This is a genomic window from Paenibacillus sp. EB106-06-01-XG199 (assembly GCF_058791575.1).
Map to the genome: position 1 here is coordinate 662,051 of NZ_JBYTDQ010000004.1, position 15,518 is coordinate 677,568.

The following is a 15,518-nucleotide window of genomic DNA, read 5'->3' on the forward strand; positions in this document are numbered from 1 at the left end:
TCAACCTGGTTCGTACTTCAGCTCCGTGTTCGCAGCTTACTACGGCTCGTAACTCCTACTGTAATTGTACTCAAAAAGCGGGCAAGAAGAAGCATGCCATCCAGCCGATCTCACTAAACATTGCCGCACAAGGAGTGAATAACATAAAACTTCATCAACGTTGGATTCTTGCTAAGTGTTGAAGGGCAGCCAGATCATTATGACTTTTTATAGTAATAACCTTAGCTCTCTAACAAACTTTTTCTCAGCTAACATACTACTTCTCCTTTAACCTACCTCTTCTTAGCTAACTTATTACTTCCCCTCTAACCTGCCTCTTCTCAGCAAATCTACTTCTTCCGCTCTAACCTACTTCTTCTCAGCTAACTTACTTCTTCTCCTCTAACCTGCCTCTTCTCAGCTAACTTACTTCTTTCCCTCTAACCTGCCTCTTCTCAGCTAACTTATTACTTCCCCTCTAACCTACCTCTTCTTAGCTAACATACTTCTTCCCCTCTAACCTGCCTCTTCACATCCTCAAAACTGCATTCTGTCCAACTAAAAGCTCTCATTTCAGGAGGAAATTTGATTTAGTTGCACTCCGTACATCTAAAAAGCCTGGTTTCAGCAGAAATGCCCATTTCAGCTACTTTTAATTGCACAAAATACAAGTAACTCTCAAACTACCCTGCAGCCGCACCTGATAGTTGCAGAAAATACATCTATTCCATAATCTCATCACACTCATATTCGCTGCTACAGTCAGCAGATCCGCAAGCAAGCACATTGCAAATAGTTACAACTCTGATCGCTATGACTGGCCGCCACTGCTATTCTCCGCAGATTAATAATCTTCGCCAGCTTATGCCTCCTGCATATATCTGTCTGAGCAAGCAGCCCAGCCGATCATAAAAATTCCCCCTGCATAATCTCCGCCATCTGCCGGAGCAGCCGGGCATTGTCGCCCTGCCCCCGGACCGCGACGCGGATATGGCCGGGCCCCAGGCCGGCATACATGGCGCAGCTGCGCACCAGGATGCCGCTGCGGCCCAGCCTGGCCTGCATTTCCTGCGCGCTCCATGGCGCAGGCAGGCCGGCGAGCAGGAAGTTGGCCTCGCCCGGCGGCACAGCGCAGCCAAGGTGCAGCAGCCCCTGCCGCAGCACCTCCCGCTCCCCCGCGATTAACTCGCGGGTGCGCACCTCATAGGCTTGCCCGCTGCGCAGGCAAGCCTCCCCGGCCAGCAGCGCCAGGCCGTTCACGCTCCATGTCACCTGCTTGGCGGTCATTGCCGCTGCAAGCTCGGGATGCGCGACCGTGAATCCCAGGCGCAGCCCCGGGATGGCATAGAACTTCGTCATCGAGCGGATCAGCACCGTCTGACGGTACCCCGCCAGCTCCGGCAGCAAAGATTGCCGCCGCTCCCCGGGAATGAAGTCGATGAACGCTTCATCGACCGCAAAAATGGCCCCGCAGCGCTCCGCCTTGCGTGCCAGCAGACGGAGGTCGTCCAGCGAATACTGGACGCCGTTTGGATTGTTCGGCTGGCCGAGGAACAGCAGATCGACCTGCTCCAGCAGTCTGGCGATGCTCTGCACACCTGCCCGGTAATCCTGCTCCTTCGTTCCCTGAACGGACAAGACCTCCGCGCCGAACTGCTCCGCAAGCTGGCGGTACTCGGAGAAGCAAGGCTCAATGATCCCCACCTTACGCGGTGCTGCAGCCAGCAGTAACAGCGCCATTGACTCTGCTGCCCCGTTGCCCACCGTAATCCAGCTGCTGTCTACTTCAAGACTCTCCGACAGCAGCGACTTTAATCTGCGGTGTCCGGGATCGGGATAAGCCGTGACGGCTTGCCCGGAATCACGCAGCAGCTCAAGTACGCCGGGCGGCGGGCCCAGCGGGTTAATATTGGCGCTGAAATCAAGAAACAGGCCGTCCCCTACCCCATAGAGTTCCGCTGCTGTCAGCAAATCACCGCCGTGGCCATATTTTTCAAGCATAGTTCTGCACTCCCTCTGATCGTTCTCGCGGGTATCTTCTTCATTGACCCAATTATTGCCCCTTTGCCAAGAGTACGTCAATGCCCCGGCATCAGTGAATGCACAGTTGGGTTCTTCAGCACACATAGCTGCTTATATGAAAAATGTTTTCTATTTTGTGAAATGCAAGCTTTTAGTTTAGAATAAATACAGTAGTTAATCATGCCTAAGCGGAGGAATACACTATGCTTTTTATCGATAACACAGGAATCACAGACGCATCGATTAATCTGGCGATTGAAGAGTTTGCACTTAAAAACCTGCCGATGGACGAAAGCTATCTGCTCTTTTATATCAACAGTCCGTCCATCATCATCGGCAAACACCAGAATACGATTGAAGAGATCAACCAGGAGTATGTAAAAGACAACAACATCCAGGTCGTGCGGCGGTTGTCCGGCGGCGGGGCTGTCTATCATGACCTCGGCAATCTCAACTTCAGCTTTATTACCAAAGACGACGGACAGTCGTTCCATAACTTTCTCAAATTCACTCAGCCGGTGATCGACTACTTGCAGTCCATGGGTGTAAATGCCGAGCTTAGCGGGCGCAATGACCTTCAGGTCGGCGAGCAAAAGATCTCCGGAAATGCCCAATTCTCCACACGCGGACGTATGTTCAGCCATGGAACCTTGATGTTCAACCTCAATTTGGATGATGTGCAGGCATCGCTCAATGTCAATCCGGAGAAATTCAAATCCAAGAGCACCAAATCCGTGCGCAGCCGGGTGGCCAACATTAAGGAGCTGCTCGGCACTGAAATGACGATTGAGGAATTCCGCGAAGGCCTGCTGCGTTCCATCTTTGGCATGGAGCCTTCCGAGGTTCCACAGTACAAGCTGACCATGGACGACTGGGTTCGGATCAATGAAATTTCCAGGGAGCATTACCAGAACTGGGATTGGAACTACGGCCTGTCGCCGAAGAGCAATGTGAAGCATACCCGCAAATTCCCGGCAGGACTTGTCGATATCCGCATGGATATTGAAGATTCCATTATTCAAGAGATCAAAATCTATGGTGATTTCTTCGGCGTCGGCGATGTGGCAGACGTAGAGAACGCGCTGCGCGGCAAACGTTATGAGCAAGCTGAGGTCAGAGACGCTCTGTCCGGGCTCGATCTGAAGCATTATTTCGGCCGCATTGAGCCGGAGGACTTTATCGGGCTTATTTTCCTGGAGGAATAGCTTTTCGCAAGTGGAAACGGCTTTGCCGTCCTTTTTAAGGACGGTACCGTTTCAGCGAGAAATAGAAGGATAAGTTATCGTGTGAAACATATAAATTCTTATATTTGAACAAAAACCAGCCAAGCTCCAATAACGGGAGTCTGGCTGGTTTTTTTAATGAAACAGCGGTTTCCAGCGCCGTTCCTTCCTCTGTTCACATTCAGTTATGCTTTGGAAAGCTTGCGCTTCTGGTACAGCAAAAGTCCTGTTACAAAATATATTACGGTGAGCAGAGCAATCATTGTGAAATCAAACCATACCTCATGCAAGCCTGCTCCATCGTTCAAGATGTGATTAAAAGCATTGGCGGTATGCGTAAGCGGCAATAAATCTGTGATCCCAAAGGAATGCCCGTGGATTGTCAATATACTCATCTTCGGCAGGGGGAACATACTCCCTGAAAAAAACATTAGAATAAAGAAAGGAAAACAGCCGACAGTTAAAACATCAAAAACAGTATTCAGAAAGCTTGCTACCACTAAGCTTATAGCAACCATGGAGAAGCTCGACAGGATCCCAACGACAAGGATGGCACCAAATCCTCCTGCCGGTCTGTAGCCTAATCCAAGCGCCGTCCAGTAGGACAGAACAATGGCCCCTGCTGCTACGATGGCTTGCGTAATACATATACCGGCAAGGAAATTGAAGGCTCCAAGACGGCTGAGCTTCAACCTTATAAGTGTCTTCTTATCATTTTCCTTCACAATGGAAGCTGTGGCTGTAAACAGGATCATTAAAACAGCCAAAGAGATTAAACCCGGAACATAACCTTCAAATTCGTTCAACGGCTGTTTTTTCTCCAGAAAAGTTTCATTTATACTTGCGGGCAATGTTATTTCCGCTGCATCCAACCCCTGTTTGCTTATAGCATCTCCCACCCATACCGCCGCAACCGGATATCGCATATTCCCCATGCTTCCATAAAAGTTTACATGAGCAGAGTCTGCATTGTTCCCGGCAGCCTTGCCGGCTAATTTGTCAGAATAATCTTCTGGGATGAGGATTCCTATATCTACGGCCTTTTCCTTTACCTTTGCTCTTAATGGCTCCTCGCCACCAAAACCGGTTACATTAAATAGATGCGAGTTGTCCTGCCCCTTCATATTCTTCAGATTGCTGATTAATTCGATGGATGCATGGCCTGAATCCAAATTCAGAACGCCTAAATGATAAGTGGTAGGCCCTCCCCCGTAAAAAAGGTTCATCAGTACTAAAAAGAACGGAGAGAACATCAAGACCATCGCGAGAACTTTCCAATCCCTTATGTTTTCCTTAAAGGATTTGGTAACCGAAGCCGCCAGTCTCATTCCCGCAGCCCCCTTCCAGTCACAGCAATAAATGCATCCTCAAGCGTCCGCTTCCGGATCGTCATATCCTCTATATGTATGTTAAAAGCCTGCAATCTCTGGTTCACCTTCGGAATAAGCTCAAGAACTCCACCCGCCCCCAGCAGAAATAATCCATCCGAATAGGTTCGCTCTGTACATTCATCCGGCATCGACTTCAGGACTTGATGGGCCAAATCTGCGCTTACCCCATTAACCCGTATCTGCAGAAGTTCTCCCTCCCCGGACTTTGCCTTGAGCTTCTCGGGAGTGTCTATCAAAAGCACCTTCCCATGGTCCATGATAGCCACCCTGTCTGAAAGTCTGTCGGCTTCATCCATGTCATGTGTGGTGAGAATCACCGTTCTTTCTTGTGCCAGCTGCCTGATGAAGTCACGTACGAGTATTCTGCTCTGGGGATCAAGCCCTGCCTGAGGTTCATCCAAAATAATCAGCTTCGGGTCATGGACAAGTGCCAGCGCGATATTGAGTCTCCTTTGCATACCGCCTGACAACGTCTTGGCAAGCTTATTTCTTTTCTCCCAAAGTCCAAGCGATTGCAGCAGGCTTTCTGCCTTATTACCGGCTGCTCTGGAACTTAGCCCGTAGGCCATACCGGCAAATTTCAATTGTTCAAGGCAGGTAAGCAGCTCCCAGATGACGATTTCCTGCGGACACAGCCCTATCATCCCTTTTACACGTTCATAGCCGGAAGACATGGAGATTCCATTTACAGTAATACGGCCTGAATCCACTTTGAGAAGACCGCACAGCATTCTTATGGTAGTCGTCTTACCGGCACCATTGGGTCCGAGCAACCCGAATACCTCTCCCTTGCGAACCGAAAAGCTTACATCGTTTACTGCGGGCAGTTCACCATATGTTTTGCTTAATCCTTCTACAGAAAGAAAGTTCTCATGCTCCATACATTGGATTACTCCTTTCGTTTATTTCAGCCAGACCTGTTCAAACCGCTCAACCAGAAGCTCAATATCCTCCTCAGGATGAATCATCACATAAGAAACAACCCCATCGAGTGCCCCCATCAAGGAGATTCCATAGGCTTCGGGGTCCCTCAGATCAGCCTCTCCGGATTCCACTGCTTTTTGAAACATCCCTACAAAGAACGCAGTGCTTTGATTTACATATTCTCTGTAATACTCCATAAGGGCCGGAGCTTGCAAAGCCTTTGACATCGATAAGAAAAAAAAGCTCAATTCTCTTGGCCTGCTTGCCCAATAGTTCAGATATTCTTTAATATATTGTCTTAATCCATCCATAGCACTGCTATTCGAGTAAGCCTTTTCTGCCATTTCCATGACTGGCTCTGAAAGCTTCTGATTCGCCTCCATCAGGAGGACTTCCTTATTGGGAAAATGATGATAAAAGCCGCCCTTGCTGACACCGGCCCGCTTGGCTATAGCATCTACAGATGCGCCATCATAGCCCTTTTCGAGAAACTCTTCTACGGCTGCCAGGAGCAGAGACTCCACTCTATGTTGCTTTAACTGTTTTTTTGTCATATTCGGCTCTCCATTCCGACCGTCGGTATGTTCAATATAACAAGGTCTGTTGGTGATATCTGTGAATTAAATAACACCTTGCTCAAAAAGGACGAGAAAAAAGGCTCCCCGCTGCAAGCAGCGGAAAGCCTTCAGTGCCCCAGGAGGAGCTTCGGCCGTCTCAAGGGGTGAGTACAAATGCATAAATGACCAGTACAAGCGTAAACACAATACAGAGATTCTCTACTGCACTACCCTTCTTCGTGCCGGTGCTCATCAGCTTAAGCCGAAGCTTGAAGGGGATCGGAGGCAGCGGGGTGATCCCGCGCTGGGTCAACGAATCCGCCAGCAGATGCAGCGCATAGGACAGGCCGCCGGCAATCCACAGGCTGCCGCCGTCATTCATTTCCAGGGAGGCAAAATAGAGCAGCGCTCCCCACCCGGCCACCGCGTAGAGCGTATGTGTTAGCCCGCGGTGCGGGACCACGGAGGACACGACCAGCACGCAGGCGGCAATGTAGTTCCACGGGTCGTAATCGTCTGCGAACGCGAACAGCGCCAGCGCAATCAGCAGCATGACGAGATGCCGCAGCCTCCTGCCCGGCAGGAAGGACACGCTGCCCACCAGCAGCGCCAGGGCGATATTCCAGGGCGGAGCTGCAACTTCGGCAAAATAGAGATACACCGCTGCTCCGATCAGAGCCACCTGCAGGATGCGCAGCAGGAATTCGGGAATCGCCTTGCGCACCAGCAATGAATTCGGCTCATCGATATCGGGGAGCAGCGCGCTGACTGCTGCCACGGCGATCGCCGGAATCGTGATTTCATAGCCGAGCAGATTCATAACAGAGAGGGTAACCCCGGTGCTGATTACTAAATGGGATTTGCCCATCATAGAGAACCGCTCCTTTCTAAGTTGTCGAAATAAGAACAAGTGTACGGTTATCGAAGTATACCAAGGTCTGGATTTTTTGTCCAGCCTGGGCTGAATGATTAAGTTTCACTCCTTGTACCAGCTGCCCTTTTGCGCAGTTTCGGCTTGTCCTTCCCCCTGTTTTAGGATACAATTTGGACAACTTGATACAGCAGCTGAACTCTATCTAACCCTTCTTATATTCCAGGAAAGGATGACCACTGTGACCCGCTCCAGAATCGCCGATCTCAGTCTGCTGCTGGTAGCGATAATGTGGGGCTCAACGTTTCTGATTGTACAGCATGCCGTCAGAGTGCTGCCGCCTCTCGCTTTTAACAGTATCCGGTTTACGGGTGCCGCTCTGCTGCTGGCGCTGATTACCGCTGTTTTTTACCGCCATGAATGGAAAAAGCTAAGCTGGCGCATGGTGGGCCACTCCCTGCTGCTCGGCCTTTTTTTGTTTATGGGCTATGGCTTCCAGACGATGGGCCTGCTGTACACGACCACTTCCAACACCGGGTTCATTACCGGTCTGTCGGTGGTGCTTGTCCCTTTCCTGTCCTTGGCGCTGCTGAAACACGCTATATCCCGCTATACCTGGTTTAGTGCAATCCTGGCGGTGGCGGGACTTTATCTGCTGACCTTTACCGGCTCGGCATTCTCCCTGAATAAAGGCAACGGCCTGATTCTGCTCTGCGCTGTCGCCTTTGCGCTGCAGGTTGCCTATACTGGCGTGTATGCTCCGCGTTATCCGGCGCTGCCGCTGGCGACGCTGCAGCTCGCTTTTGTCGGACTGTTCAGCATTGTGGCTTCGCTCCTTGTAGACGGAACCGCACCGCTGGCTCACAGCGGAGAGCTGATCCTGAAACCGGATGTGCTGTGGGCGCTGCTGATATCCATTGGTCCAACGAGCGCGTTTGCCTTCTGGATTCAGACCGCCTGCCAAAAGTACACCACCCCGTCACGGGTAGCCATCATTTACGCTACGGAGCCAGTATTCGCCGTCTTGACCGGCCTTGCCTTCGGCGGTGAGACATTAGGCATCTCCGCTGGTTTCGGCTGCCTTTGCATCCTTGCGGCCATGCTAATGGCGGAGCTCAGCCCTGAACCGGCCAGGAACGGAGTTCTGCAGCAGGATAGAAACTGAGCCTGAAGCAGGACTGAACAGCAGTACAAACCACCGCTACAAGCCGGAAATACAAATACAAATAGAAGCCAACTAAGGAGAGAACCACACATGTACAAATTGATTGCTATCGATATTGACGACACCCTGATCAATGATGAGAAAGAAGTAACTCCCGCAACACAGACCGCACTGGAACAGGCCGTTGCCGCAGGCGTTGTCGTAACTCTGGCTACCGGTCGCGCTTATGCTTCAGCACAAGCCATCGCCCGTCAAACGGGACTGAACGTGCCAATCATCACCTATCAAGGCGCATTGGTGAAGAACCTGATGGATGAAAAAGTACTGTACGAACGTTATGTCCCGCAGGATGCCGTACGCAAGCTGTTCACCTACTGTGTAGAGCATGACCTGCATCTGCAGACTTATATTGACGACAAGCTGTATGCCCGTGAAGAGAACCAGAAGCTGATTGATTACTCCGCGCTGAACGGAACCCAATACTATATTGAGCCGGATTGGGAAAAGCTCGTTCCGCAAAAAACGCCAAAAATGCTCATCATCGACGATCCCGCATTCCTGGACGAACTGTCGCCAATTCTGCGTGAGCTGCTGGGTGTTTCCGTCCACATCACGAAGTCGAAGCCGCATTTCCTGGAAATCATGCATCATGAAGGCACCAAAGGCCTGGCGCTTGAGTTCCTTGCGGCCCACTTCGGCTGCGAGCTGTCCGAAACCATTGCTGTGGGAGATTCCTGGAACGACCACGAAATGCTGGAAGCTGCCGGACTCGGCGTTGCTATGGCCAATTCCATTCCCGCGCTGAAGGAAATCGCTGATTTCATTACACTCAGCAATAACGAAGACGGTGTAAAATTCGCTATCGATAAATTTATTCTGAATAACGTAGAAGCTTAAGCTGAGGTAAACCTTAGGCAGTGTGCTGTAATGATGGGGAATGCGGATGCTTCTGCGGGAACCGGGAGGTTGAAGTGTGCGATTGAAGATCGCATAAGTAACCCCCTGCTTAAATGTATTTGCTGCAACTATTTGGGGCAAAAACTATTGATTTTGAGAAATAGTTGTATTCCGTGCAATTAAAAAAGACGAAAACCTGCTTTTCAGCCGGAATCCGCCTATGTAAATGTACAAAGTACAACTATTCCCAAATTGGGACCAAAAAGTAAAGTTATAGTTGTATGAAATACAGCTAACCGCAATTGCGAATAAGCAGATCGTTCTGAATATATGCTGAACCGCTCATTACCTGACTGCTGGTTACTCAACTAACTAATAATACGCGTTCTGTCACTCAGGGCCGCATTGGCGCTACTGTATATCGCGTATTAATTCTCCGCCCTGGCCATTATGCAAAAGGGTGCTTAGTCCCGGGTCTGTAGACCTTGACTAAGCACCCTTTTGTTGTCCAGCGGGGCACAGCTAGCAGCATGCCGGGAATTCTACTGGCTCCGCGCCTGTCATGCTCACCCCTGACCCGCCAGCTCTACTATGCGCGCCTTTCATTTACTCCGAACGTGTGAGCGGGAGTCTTAGGCCCGTAACCGCCAGCGTCACATTTTCCGGCAAAATATAAGCTTTTCTCTGATCCACATCATGCGACATATGTGTGTATACGGCGCGTGCCGGCTGAACTGTCCGCAGCAGATCTGCTGCTTCCGTCATATCGTACACAGAGCGGGTCGACAGCTCCGCCGCCTCATAATAAAAGCTTGTACCCAGTACCAGCAGATCCAGGCCATGCATGCGCTCCGTTTCCTGCGGTGTAAGGGAGATGGAGTCCGGACAATATACCCACTTATACCCCTCTTTCTCCAGGCGGAAGGCGTAGGAGTATCCGTTTTTGCCGTGATTCACTTTCCACGTGTCGATTTGCCAGCCATCCAGCTTGATCCCGTCATCGCACGGTATCATCTGTATATTGCGGTCCAGCCATGGATATTGCCGCAGAATCACCGGAATCACCTCCGCAGGCGCGTACAGCTCCCCTTTATATCCCATCCAGCGGCAGGCATCTGCCCATTCGGGCAATCCGCCAATATGGTCGAAATGGGCATGAGTCACCAGCAGCCTGCGCATAGTACGCTGCCCAAGCAATTCCATCTGCCGCCGCCAGTCCGGCCCACAGTCAATTGCCACAAAATCACTGCCGTTATCTATAAGCACGGAAGAGCGAAGCCGCACATTCAGCCCGCCCGCTCTAGCCTCCATACAGGTCTCACAGCTGCAATATACCCGGGGAACGCCCATTGCGTCGCCTGTCCCCAAAAACACCAAGTTATCCATCTCTAATCTCTCCTTCAGTTCCCGGTGCGGAAGTTTAAGTAACCCCCATTATAGTACATCTCCCTCTTCATCTCATTATTATTAAAGCTCTCCATGCAAAAGCATATTTAGCATAGCAGTGAAAGGGGGGAGTTGTTAATGTAAAATGTGGATTTCAAGAACGCATACAGGAGGTTATTTTCATGGAAGACTGTTTGATCTGCAGACGGATTGACATGATTAAAGAAGACACCAATCCCTACTTCGTAGCTGAACTCGAAACCGGCTATGTGGTCATTGGCGACCATCAGTATTTTGAAGGCTACACTCTTTTTCTCTGCAAGGAACATAAACGGGAGCTTCACGAACTGGACAGCGGCTTCAAGCAGAAGTTTCTTATGGAAATGAGTAAAGTCGCCGAGGCGGTCAACATAGCTTTTGAACCGGATAAACTAAACTATGAACTGCTTGGCAACGGTGATTCACATATACACTGGCATATCTTCCCTAGAAGGTTAACAGAACCGAATCCTACTCATCCTGTTTGGTGGACGCCTAGAGAGACGATGTATTCAGAAAGTGTCAGACCGAGCCATGAGGCACTGGAAGAATTGAAGCATAAACTGCGGGGAGCGTTGGAGAAGTTGTAGGCTGACAAAGTATAGGCTTAAAGATTACATATAAAAACAGAGCAAAGACCGCCCTCTGCGGTGAGGTACGGTCTTATTTGCTGCAGCTTTGGTCTGCACAATCCTATCCGTATAAGTTATATTCCGGCCAGTACCTGATACCAGACTCCACGTTTGGCGTAGAGTGTGCTGCGCACTTCATCCCAGCCGCCAAGATACTGAATATCAAAAAGCCCAGCCGGGACAGGATAATGGTCTGCATTCTCCGCATACACCTGCTCATTCACCGGACGGAAGCCGTATTCGGCGAAGACCTCTTGGGCCTCCCGGGTTGTCAGGAAGTCCACCAGCGCCTCCGCTGCCTCGCGGGTTCCATGCTCATCCGCGTATTTGTCCACGACGGCTGCAGGATTCTCGATCAGGATCGTATTCTGTGGAATAACAACCTCATAATTTACACCCTGGGCAATCCGCGCCAGCAGCTCATTCTCATAGGTGACGATAACATCACCTACGCCGTATTCAAAGGCAGCCATCGAAGCCCGCCCGCTTTTGTCCAGAGATTCTACGTTCGCGTGTATGCTCTCCAAAAAAGCTTTAGCGGCAGCAGGGTCTTTCACCCCTCCTTGCGCCTCAGACAGCTTGAGACCCGCCCCATAGATGGCGTTGATGTCCCACTGCGCTCCGCCAGAGGTCTTCGGATTGGGATACAACACCTTAACGCCGGGCTTCGCCAGATCAGCAAAGTCGTGAATTCCCTTCGGGTTGCCCTCGCGTGTCCCTAGAGCGACAACCGAGCGGGTCACCATCCCGGCTTCTCCCCGCTCCTTCCAAGTTTTCTCTACCAGCCCTGCCTTTACCAGCTTGTCGACATCGCCTTCCATGGCCAGCAGCGTCACATCGGCTTCGAACCCGCCGGCAATTGCCCGGGCTTGGGTCCCCGAAGCCTCATAGGATTCCTGAAAGGCGATAGTCTGGCCGGTCTCCGCCTTCCACTTCGCTGCGAACAACGGCAGAATATCGCCCATCGCGTCTTTAGCCACACTATAGGCACCGACTACAAGCGTCAGGTCTCCTTGCTGGGGAGTTTCCTCCGCTGCGGTGTCCTGTTCCTTCGCGCAGCCGGCAAGGGCCAGCGCGAGCATTACCAGCATTAAGGCAGCTAGCCATCCGTGCAGTTGTCTGCTCCTTTTGAAAAGCCTCATACCGGCTCCACATCCTTCGGGGTGTTTGGTTTAACAATCTGTGTTGACAGCTTGGCTGGGGGAGGTTGGGGCTAAAGCTGCTGACAGTCTTTTCAGTCAAGATGAACCCTCCAGTCATCCAATCAAGGTGACGTTCACAACTGCGGTGAATATTTGGACTTCCGGTCGCTGTTATGTTTGGATTTCCTGATTTGAACCGCTGCTAGCGGTAGAAATCCAAACATAAAGGCGAACGCTGTCGCTCCTACAGTTCCAAAGTTCCCCTCCGTTGCTTTCACCTGTTATGGTTGGCTAAAGTTCATCTTACTTCATCGCGGGCGCTGTCGCTTCTTCCGCTCCAGCTCTCCTCTTGCCGCCTGACAACAGATTGTTAAACCCTGTTTTTTATTTAATAGAAACTGCACCGTCCTGCTGCGGACGGTTAATGATATGAAATCTAGTGAGTGATTAAATGAATACAGGCATCGGGTCTTCCTTCAGCCCGTTCTCCTGAATCCAGCTCCGCTCATCATTAAACAGATAGGCGCGGTGGACAAGCACGGCGATCTCCTGGCCCGGCTGCAAGGTTTCCTTCTCCAGTGAACGGTAGGTCACCAGCTTGTGGCCGTTCACTTCCACCTCTACCAGCCACTCGCTGCCGCGGAAATGCAGATGCTTCACGACACCTTGCTCCGTGGCCGAAGCCATTTTAAATTCATTCAGATGGCCCACTTCGATATACTCGGGGCGGATCAAGGCTTTGGTCGGCTTGCCGCCGCCCGCATTCTTAAAGCCCTTCAGCTCGGAGGCGCTTTCGATCAGTGTAGACTCGCCGATAAAGGTGGCCACAAACGGCGTCTTCGGCTCCTTGTAAATATCCCAAGGCGTGCCTTTCTGCTCCAGCCGGCCTTGGTTGATGATCATGATCTCATCGGCCACTTCTATCGCTTCGTCCTGGTCATGTGTAACGAAGATGGAGGTGATCCCGACACGCTCGATCAGCTCGCGCAGCCAGGAACGCAGCTCCTGGCGGATCTTCGCGTCAATCGCCGCGAACGGCTCATCCAGCAACAGCAGCTGCGGCTCAGGCGCAAGCGCCCGGGCAAAAGCCACCCGCTGGCGCTGGCCGCCGGAGAGCTGATGGGGATACCGTTTCTCGAACCCCTTCAGTCCTGTGAGCTCCACCAATTCCATAACACGGTTCTGGATCGTATTTTTGTTAACTTTTTTCACCTTAAGACCAAAAGCGATATTCTCATAAACGGTCATGTGCTTGAACAGTGCATAGTTCTGGAAAACAAAGCCGATTTCCCGCTCCTGCGGCGGAAGATTGTTCACCGCCCGGCCGTGAAAAATGATTTCACCGCTGTCTGGTGTCTCCAGTCCTGCCAGCATGCGCAGAATCGAGGTTTTGCCGCCCCCGCTGGGCCCGAGCAGCCCGATCAGATGACCTTTGGTAATCCCGAAATCAACGTCCTTGACGGCATGAAAATCCCCAAAATGTTTATTCAGACCCCGAACCTCGACATGCATACCTAATGCACTCCCTTTCTTCTCTTGCTCCATTCCATCAGCAGCAGCAGACCCGCGGAAAATGCGGCCAGCACCAGCGCTATCCCGCCCGCAGCCGTTACATTGAAATTCTCGACATCCTGGTAGACCAGGGTGGTCGCGGTCTGGGTCTTGTTCATGATGTTGCCGGAAACGACAAGCACCGCACCAAATTCACCAAGCGAGCGCGCAACCGTTAGAATTACACCATAGATTACCGCCCAGCGGATCGACGGCCAGGTCACCTTCCAAAATGTTGTCCAGCCATAGGCTCCAAGCGTTGAAGCCGCCTCTTCCTGCTGTGAACCGATCTCCTGGAGCACCGGCATCACTTCACGCACCATTAAAGGGAAGGTTACAAAGAGCGTAGCAATGACCATCCCGGGAAAAGCGTACACAATCTTCAGTCCGATTTGTTCGAAGATTGACCCCAAAGCGCTGTCCGGGCCCAGCAGCAGCACAATCATCAGCCCGCCGATAACCGGAGATACCGCATAGGGCAAATCTACAATGCTGTTTAGCAGCCCTTTTACCCGTTTCCCCAGCCAGTTTGCCCGCACCAGATAAAGAGCCATCATAATGCCAAACAGCGTGTTCAGCAGCGTAACGACAACTACGACAAACCCGGTCATCATCAGTGCATGCAGCGCCTCCGGTCTGCTCAGGGCGGCCCAGAAGCCGCCGACGCCTTCACTGAAGGCCCCCATGGCCATCTTGCCCAGCGGCGCAGCAATCAGCAGGAAAAATACTAGGTAAGTTAGTCCAATCCATAATTTTCTCATGACCGTCTCCCCCGCATCTGCAGCAGATTGATCATCCAGAGAATAAGAAAGGACAACGTCAACAGAATGATGGAAACCGCAGCAGCCCCCACCGGATTATCACTCTCCACTTCCCCGAAAATAAAAACGGAAGAGACGAGTGTACGGCCCGGAATATTGCCTGCTACCAATACAACCGCTCCGAACTCCGCAAGCGCACGTGAGAAGGCCAGCATCCCGCCGCTGATCATCCCCGGTGCCATGGAGGGCAGAATGACCTGCCTGAATACGCGGCTGCTTTTGGCTCCCATCGTATAAGCCGCTTCTTCCTCGGAAGGGTCAAGCTCCTCCAGCAGCGGCTGAACCGCACGGATTACGAAGGGGAAAGTTACAAAAACCATAGCGATTACAATCGCCGGTTGATGAAACACAATTTCAAAGCCCAGCGCCTCCGCGAGCCCGCCAATCAGGCTGCCTGGACCCAGCAGCAGGAGAATCATCAGTCCACCTACTGCTGTTGGCAGGGCAAAAGGCAGATCAACAAGACTGTTCAACAGTGCCTTGCCGGGGAATTGATAACGTATAAGGACCCAGGCAATCATCGTGCCGAGTACAACATTAATAACTGTGGCAATAACGGCCAGTTTTAAGGTCAAGAAGACCGACTTCCAGGCAATTGGGTCGCTTATCGCTTCAGCAAAACTGCCGAACCCTAGCGAAAATGAATTGTAATAGACGCCCAGTATAGGCAAAACGATAAGAATTACGAAATACAACAGTATAGTTGAGCGAAATCCCCAAGTCCAACCCTTGTGTCTAAGCAGCGAATTCAAGTTATAAGTCCCCCCACCTCCGGCTTACCGGTCGGTTTACTTGCCTTTATACCCATAATTATTCCTATTAATATACTTGGTTTAATATTATCACTACTTTACCAAATGCCTCTGGTATCGTCAATTACTTTCACAGACTTTTGGGGTAAAATATATTATCATTCCA

14 protein-coding genes are annotated in these 15,518 nt (G+C 51.2%); 4 read left to right on the plus strand and 10 right to left on the minus strand.

All coding sequences use genetic code 11. From position 1 onward, the window contains the following. Window positions 1-885: 885 nt before the first annotated feature. Complete coding sequence (locus AC3WT9_RS18060; protein WP_341380332.1) at window positions 886-1,980, minus strand: pyridoxal phosphate-dependent aminotransferase; 1,095 nt, start codon at window positions 1,978-1,980, stop codon at window positions 886-888. Between the two features lie 224 nt (window positions 1,981-2,204). Here AC3WT9_RS18060 and lplA point away from each other — a divergent pair, with 224 nt between their 5' ends. Continuing rightward, complete coding sequence (gene lplA / locus AC3WT9_RS18065) at window positions 2,205-3,206, plus strand: lipoate--protein ligase (protein ID WP_341090492.1); 1,002 nt, start codon at window positions 2,205-2,207, stop codon at window positions 3,204-3,206. A gap of 203 nt (window positions 3,207-3,409) precedes the next feature. Here lplA and AC3WT9_RS18070 read toward each other — a convergent pair whose 3' ends face one another. From AC3WT9_RS18070 to AC3WT9_RS18085, 4 genes are all read right to left on the minus strand, one after another. Beyond that, on the minus strand, window positions 3,410-4,552 hold the full coding sequence (locus AC3WT9_RS18070; protein ID WP_341377589.1) for an ABC transporter permease: 1,143 nt from the start codon (window positions 4,550-4,552) through the stop codon (window positions 3,410-3,412). Then, window positions 4,549-5,496, minus strand: coding sequence for an ABC transporter ATP-binding protein (locus tag AC3WT9_RS18075; protein ID WP_341377588.1), 948 nt, complete (start codon window positions 5,494-5,496; stop codon window positions 4,549-4,551). Before AC3WT9_RS18075 ends, AC3WT9_RS18070 begins: the two co-directional genes overlap by 4 nt. A 21-nt stretch (window positions 5,497-5,517) precedes the next feature. Then, a complete protein-coding gene (locus tag AC3WT9_RS18080) occupies window positions 5,518-6,093 on the minus strand; it encodes a TetR/AcrR family transcriptional regulator (protein ID WP_341090485.1) in 576 nt (191 codons plus the stop codon). A 160-nt stretch (window positions 6,094-6,253) separates the two neighbouring features. After that, complete coding sequence (locus tag AC3WT9_RS18085; protein WP_341090484.1) at window positions 6,254-6,967, minus strand: metal-dependent hydrolase; 714 nt, start codon at window positions 6,965-6,967, stop codon at window positions 6,254-6,256. A 241-nt stretch (window positions 6,968-7,208) separates the two neighbouring features. On the opposite strand from AC3WT9_RS18085, the gene AC3WT9_RS18090 reads away from it, so the two are divergent. Together AC3WT9_RS18090 and AC3WT9_RS18095 are read left to right on the plus strand one after the other, a co-directional pair. After that, the gene (locus AC3WT9_RS18090; protein WP_341090483.1) at window positions 7,209-8,132 is read left to right on the plus strand and encodes a DMT family transporter; all 924 of its coding nucleotides are present in this window, start codon (window positions 7,209-7,211) and stop codon (window positions 8,130-8,132) included. 90 nt (window positions 8,133-8,222) lie between these two features. Next, window positions 8,223-9,029, plus strand: coding sequence for a Cof-type HAD-IIB family hydrolase (locus AC3WT9_RS18095; protein WP_341377587.1), 807 nt, complete (start codon window positions 8,223-8,225; stop codon window positions 9,027-9,029). Between the two features lie 606 nt (window positions 9,030-9,635). On the opposite strand, the gene AC3WT9_RS18100 is transcribed toward AC3WT9_RS18095, so the two are convergent. Then, window positions 9,636-10,415 carry an MBL fold metallo-hydrolase gene (locus AC3WT9_RS18100; RefSeq protein ID WP_341090481.1) on the minus strand — a complete coding sequence of 260 codons (780 nt, stop codon included), beginning with the start codon at window positions 10,413-10,415 and terminating at the stop codon, window positions 9,636-9,638. A gap of 182 nt (window positions 10,416-10,597) precedes the next feature. Between AC3WT9_RS18100 and AC3WT9_RS18105 the strand changes: the two genes are divergently transcribed. Continuing rightward, window positions 10,598-11,044, plus strand: a complete 447-nt coding sequence (locus AC3WT9_RS18105; protein ID WP_038587134.1) for an HIT family protein — start codon at window positions 10,598-10,600, stop codon at window positions 11,042-11,044. A 116-nt stretch (window positions 11,045-11,160) separates the two neighbouring features. Here AC3WT9_RS18105 and AC3WT9_RS18110 read toward each other — a convergent pair whose 3' ends face one another. The 4 genes from AC3WT9_RS18110 to cysT form a co-directional block, all read right to left on the minus strand. After that, window positions 11,161-12,228, minus strand: a complete 1,068-nt coding sequence (locus AC3WT9_RS18110) for a sulfate ABC transporter substrate-binding protein (RefSeq protein ID WP_341090479.1) — start codon at window positions 12,226-12,228, stop codon at window positions 11,161-11,163. A 447-nt stretch (window positions 12,229-12,675) separates the two neighbouring features. Next, window positions 12,676-13,740 carry a sulfate/molybdate ABC transporter ATP-binding protein gene (locus AC3WT9_RS18115; RefSeq protein ID WP_038587129.1) on the minus strand — a complete coding sequence of 355 codons (1,065 nt, stop codon included), beginning with the start codon at window positions 13,738-13,740 and terminating at the stop codon, window positions 12,676-12,678. A 2-nt stretch (window positions 13,741-13,742) separates the two neighbouring features. Beyond that, complete coding sequence (locus tag AC3WT9_RS18120; RefSeq protein WP_341377584.1) at window positions 13,743-14,540, minus strand: sulfate ABC transporter permease subunit; 798 nt, start codon at window positions 14,538-14,540, stop codon at window positions 13,743-13,745. Further along, window positions 14,537-15,352 carry a sulfate ABC transporter permease subunit CysT gene (gene cysT / locus AC3WT9_RS18125; RefSeq protein WP_341119642.1) on the minus strand — a complete coding sequence of 272 codons (816 nt, stop codon included), beginning with the start codon at window positions 15,350-15,352 and terminating at the stop codon, window positions 14,537-14,539. Before cysT ends, AC3WT9_RS18120 begins: the two co-directional genes overlap by 4 nt. Window positions 15,353-15,518: the final 166 nt, after the last annotated feature.